Below are 4,796 nucleotides of genomic sequence, written 5' to 3' on the forward strand. Positions count from 1 at the left end.
GGTTGCTACTACCTTGTCACTGCCACTAACGAAAACCAAGTTTGTGGCAAATTCGCCTAGGAGGCTGTCCTAGAATAGACTGATATATTCCATACACTGAACTCATTGCTTCGCTTCAACTCTGCCACAGTGCTAATCATATCGGCTGCCTGCCAACCCTTATCCAGCGTTGGCAGCAATACTCCTTAAAGCAGGTAGTCATACCATGATCTACAAAAATCCCAGTGAGTCCGGCGCTCTCGTCAATTTTAAAACCCAATACGAAAACTATGTTGGCGGACAGTGGGTTCCGCCTGTCTCTGGCGAATATTTCGATAATACTTCTCCGGTGAATGGCTCTGTGATCTGTCAGGTTCCAAGGTCCGGTGAGGCGGACATCAACCTGGCACTGGATGCGGCCCATGAAGCCAAAGCCGCCTGGGGCAAAACTTCCGCCACTGAGCGATCAAACATACTCCTTAAAGTTGCCGACCGTATTGAACAAAACCTGGAAAAACTGGCCATTGCTGAAACCTGGGATAACGGTAAAGCCGTTCGTGAAACCCTGGCTGCCGATCTCCCTCTGGCTGTGGATCATTTTCGTTATTTCGCTGGCTGCATCCGCGCTCAGGAAGGTTCCGCTGCGGATATTGATAGTCAAACAGTGTCGTACCATTTCCATGAACCCCTGGGGGTTGTTGGTCAGATTATTCCATGGAATTTTCCCCTGCTGATGGCAGCCTGGAAACTGGCACCGGCGCTGGCAGCCGGAAACTGTGTTGTTTTGAAACCCGCCGAACAAACCCCTGCCTCCATTCTGGTGATGATGGAGCTGATTGAAGACCTCCTGCCTGCGGGTGTGCTGAATGTGGTAAACGGCTATGGACCAGAAGCGGGTGAAGCACTGGCCACCAGCAAGCGCATTGCCAAAATAGCCTTTACCGGCTCGACCCCGGTGGGTTCGCATATTTTGAAATGCGCCGCAGAAAACATCATCCCTTCCACCGTAGAGCTGGGGGGCAAGTCGCCCAATATCTATTTTGAGGATGTGCTTGAGCAGGAAGACGAATACCTGAGCAAATGTGTGGAAGGCACGGTACTGGCCTTCTTCAATCAGGGTGAGGTATGTACCTGCCCTTCCCGGGTTCTGATTCAAGAGTCCATTTACGATGCGTTTATCAGTAAAGTGGTGGAGCGTGCCCAGCAGATCAAACGGGGCAACCCACTGGATACAGAAACCCAGGTCGGTGCCCAGGCTTCCCTTGAACAGTTTGATAAAATCATGAGCTACCTGGAAATTGGCCGCCGTGAAGGGGTACAGTTCCTGATTGGTGGCGGCAAGGAAAATGTTGGCAGCGAGTTTGAAAAAGGCTTCTATATTCAGCCCACCCTGATGAAGGGCACTAATGATATGAAGGTATTCCAGGAGGAGATCTTCGGACCCGTAGTGGGTGTCACCACCTTTAAAGACGAAGCCGAAGCCCTGACCATCGCCAATGAAACCGAGTTCGGTCTGGGTGCAGGTGTCTGGACCCGGGATATGAACCGTGCTTTCCGAATGGGTCGTGGTATTGAAGCTGGCCGGGTATGGACCAACTGTTACCACCATTATCCGGCCCATGCCGCTTTTGGTGGTTATAAAAAGTCAGGTGTTGGTCGGGAAACCCACAAGCGGGCACTGGAGCATTATCAGCAGACGAAAAACCTGCTGGTAAGTTACGATATCAATCCTCTGGGCTTCTTCTGATCGATAAATCAATGGCCAGTGGACGTTTGTTCATCCGTTCTTAAATCTTCAGGTACATGTAACTTATCAAGATATTCAGCAGGGAGTTCATCATAAAAAAACATATTTTTATATCCTTTTTCACTCCTTAATCCCTCCAGAGAGTGACCGTTTATAAAGCGCGGAGCAAGAATCAAGACATCATACTCATGGAGGTCCACATTGTACAGATTGCCTCCATTTTCCATTGACTGTAACCCAAACACTTCATGCTTCTGAATACTTTGCCTGTTGACGACACTTTCAGGCAATTTGCCTTTGAGAATAACCAGATTGCCATCTGCCCAATAAACTGATTGAGGACAAAAACTCAACTCACAAGAGATTTCGGAATTAAATGCCAGAATGTGGTTTTTGATTGTTAACAAATTTGCAAAGGCATGCTGCAAGAGCATAGGCGCCTTTATTTGTTGCTGCAGATTGGTATATGCTGAATGCACCAAAGCGTTAACTCTACTGTCTATATCTCTCATTTCATCCAATGTCAAAAGAATTAATGATGTGGGAATGCGATTAATAGTAGCAATTTGCTCTACTCTATCGAAGAAAGCAATCTTTTCCTTAACCGATAATTCAACTCCATCTTTTGCATACGTATATTGAAATAAGTAATTTTTGTCCTCTCTCGGTTCGATCTTAATATCGTAAAGAGGGATATTTTCCTGAAGTATCAATTTTTTTATTTCTTCAATATCATATTTCAAGTTTACCCGTTTCTGCAGTACTCTAGTTTCATAGAAGCCCTTTCTACACAGGGCTTCCGCTGATAAAAGCTGCTGATCCTCAACAAGCATTGATTGACAGCCTTCAGCAATAGTTGGTGACGCATGGGCAGCAAATGTATCACCGTAGTTGGCAAACCAGTTATCAAGAAAGTCTTTCCTGTCAGTTAGTTCCTTTTCTGTAATTTCCTTGCAGGTAAAATCACTCAGGAATGAAAAATCATCTTCATTCATGGGGCGGGCAAATCTACTTGTGGTATCAACTTTAATGGGATGTTGGGTAATGGTTGTTGTTACAGGAGTAATTTCTCTTTGATTTTATTTATCTTTTATAACGGTTTTTTTATCTGTCAGGCAATCAGCATCGCTTTCATCTGTGCGAGGCTCTTCTTTGTCACTAGTGGAAGTCATTGGCTCCATTGAAATATCTGTTGGCACCACTGAAATATCTGTTGGCTCCACTGAAATATCTGTAAGGCAGGACAATTCAGATGCATTTGTGCCCAAAGGATTCAGTACACCACCCCGTGTGGTAGACAAGGCGGTTTGTTGATGGTGAGCACTGTCGTCGGTATAGAGCAAGTTTGATAAGACAGGTCTTTTGCTGACGGATCTGGCAAAAATACTCGTTGGGTAATCCTGCAACATTAAACGAACATCATCCGCATTTATTGTTATTCCAGTCGATATTGCCATTACAGCTCTTTTAAAGGCTTTTATCATTGAAACTTGATGATCCCGCTCCTTGTTCCATGAGTACGAGAATGCAGCAAGTCCGTGTATTGTGACGTTCATTAATAATCCCCATTTTGTTTATTGTATTTCTATCTGCGTTGTTTATTTGGACATTAGAGGTAAGACTACTCATTTTTTTTGCAGAAAAAAGAGTACTGAGGTCCTTTTCCATCTGCTTGAGGTCAAGGTTCCAGGCAGAGCGACCACCGGGTTAAGTAGTTCACAATTTGCTTTGGCATAAATCACTAACCGATTAGTCAGTTACTCTAACACCTTGTTCCTGTATCCCTTGCTACACAGGATTTTAGGCTTAATTACTGATTAATCGAACAAAAATGTTCGATTACATTTGGTTAACTACTTACTCATCCGGGGCAACGGCATTTGTCTCCGGCATTGCCACTGCGCCCGGCCAGCCGGACTCGCGCAAATAGCGGTCTACGCTGGCGGTCAGTGCGGGAAATTTGGCCATGGGTAACCTAGAATAGTGAACAGTAAATAAAAGGATGCAGGCAATGCAAAACAGCAAAAACAATCTGTATGAAACAGACCGTTTTCAGTGGATTGAGCAGCAAAAAGAAAAATTCCGTAACGGCCAGTATGATCAACTGGATATAGAAAACCTGTTCTGGGAAATCGAAAGCATGGGCAGTGAACTGGGCACGCTGGAACACCGACTGACCACCCTGATCCTGCACCTGCTCAAGTACGAATACCAGCAACGGGTTGTGAATCCTCTGTTGCCAGATCCCTACCAATGCCGGGACTGGCTGAAAACCATCGACCGGACACGACTGGCCATTAACAAGCTGGTCAGGAAGAACCCACACGTCAGGCCACAGGTCGATGAGCAGATCACTGAAGCTTATCCCGATGCCAGAAGACTCGCTGTACGGGAATTGAACCCCTACCTGCAAAAACATCAGCAAGTGGCAGAATCTGACTTTCCTGACCGGTGTCCATGGCCATTCGACCAGATGACTGAAGAAGACTGGCTGCCCTAAAGCTCCCCGCCACTGTCACCATAAAAACCAAAGTACTGGGCATCAGCCAGTCTGCCGTGGCGCAGATGGAGAGCCCGGATTCAACACCTAAACCGGCTACGCTGCAGCGAGTAGCCAGTGCTCCTGACCAGCACCATCCCCCTGCTTCTGGCATGGCCTGCCAGCAAGGTATCATAAGTATTTTCAGCAAGTATTTTCAGGACAGCCACATGCGAGTAGCATCACCAACTATTCAAATGCACCAGCTTCAGGGTGCTGCAGTTAATGAACAATGGGATAATCCAGAACCGTTTTGTTGTCAGCTTCAGTGTTTCGGGCGAACAGTTTCACTGCCGCGAGCTGCTGCATTCCTATTTGCAAGCGTTTCTGTAGGCATTCCTGTAGGCTTATCTGTATACCTGTCTCTGACACTCCCCGCCCTGGCGGGCGGGGGTTCTTGATCGCTCAAGAACGTTTCTGTTTCACAGTTCATTGCTCAGGGAACAGGCTTGGTTATCGCATAAAAGTTCCACAGCGGGAGCTTTTACGATGGCGAATCAACCCATGCTCCCCAAGTCTCACACGAACTCC

At 46.6% G+C, this 4,796-nt stretch carries 4 protein-coding genes; 2 read left to right on the forward strand and 2 right to left on the reverse strand.

Annotated features, from left to right (window positions below; genetic code table 11):
* Positions 1–205 precede the first annotated feature (205 nt).
* On the forward strand, positions 206–1,726 hold the full coding sequence (locus KDK15_RS18385; protein WP_257296850.1) for an aldehyde dehydrogenase family protein: 1,521 nt from the start codon (positions 206–208) through the stop codon (positions 1,724–1,726).
* Positions 1,727–1,734: 8 nt separating this feature from the next.
* On the opposite strand, the gene KDK15_RS18390 is transcribed toward KDK15_RS18385, so the two are convergent.
* The gene (locus tag KDK15_RS18390; protein WP_257296851.1) at positions 1,735–2,721 is read right to left on the reverse strand and encodes a hypothetical protein; all 987 of its coding nucleotides are present in this window, start codon (positions 2,719–2,721) and stop codon (positions 1,735–1,737) included.
* An 84-nt stretch (positions 2,722–2,805) separates the two neighbouring features.
* Positions 2,806–3,282, reverse strand: coding sequence for a hypothetical protein (locus tag KDK15_RS18395; RefSeq protein ID WP_257296852.1), 477 nt, complete (start codon positions 3,280–3,282; stop codon positions 2,806–2,808).
* A 455-nt stretch (positions 3,283–3,737) separates the two neighbouring features.
* On the opposite strand from KDK15_RS18395, the gene KDK15_RS18400 reads away from it, so the two are divergent.
* Positions 3,738–4,226, forward strand: a complete 489-nt coding sequence (locus KDK15_RS18400; RefSeq protein ID WP_257296853.1) for a DUF29 domain-containing protein — start codon at positions 3,738–3,740, stop codon at positions 4,224–4,226.
* Positions 4,227–4,796: the final 570 nt, after the last annotated feature.

It is taken from the genome of Endozoicomonas sp. YOMI1, from assembly GCF_024606345.1.
Lineage (GTDB): Bacteria > Pseudomonadota > Gammaproteobacteria > Pseudomonadales > Endozoicomonadaceae > Endozoicomonas.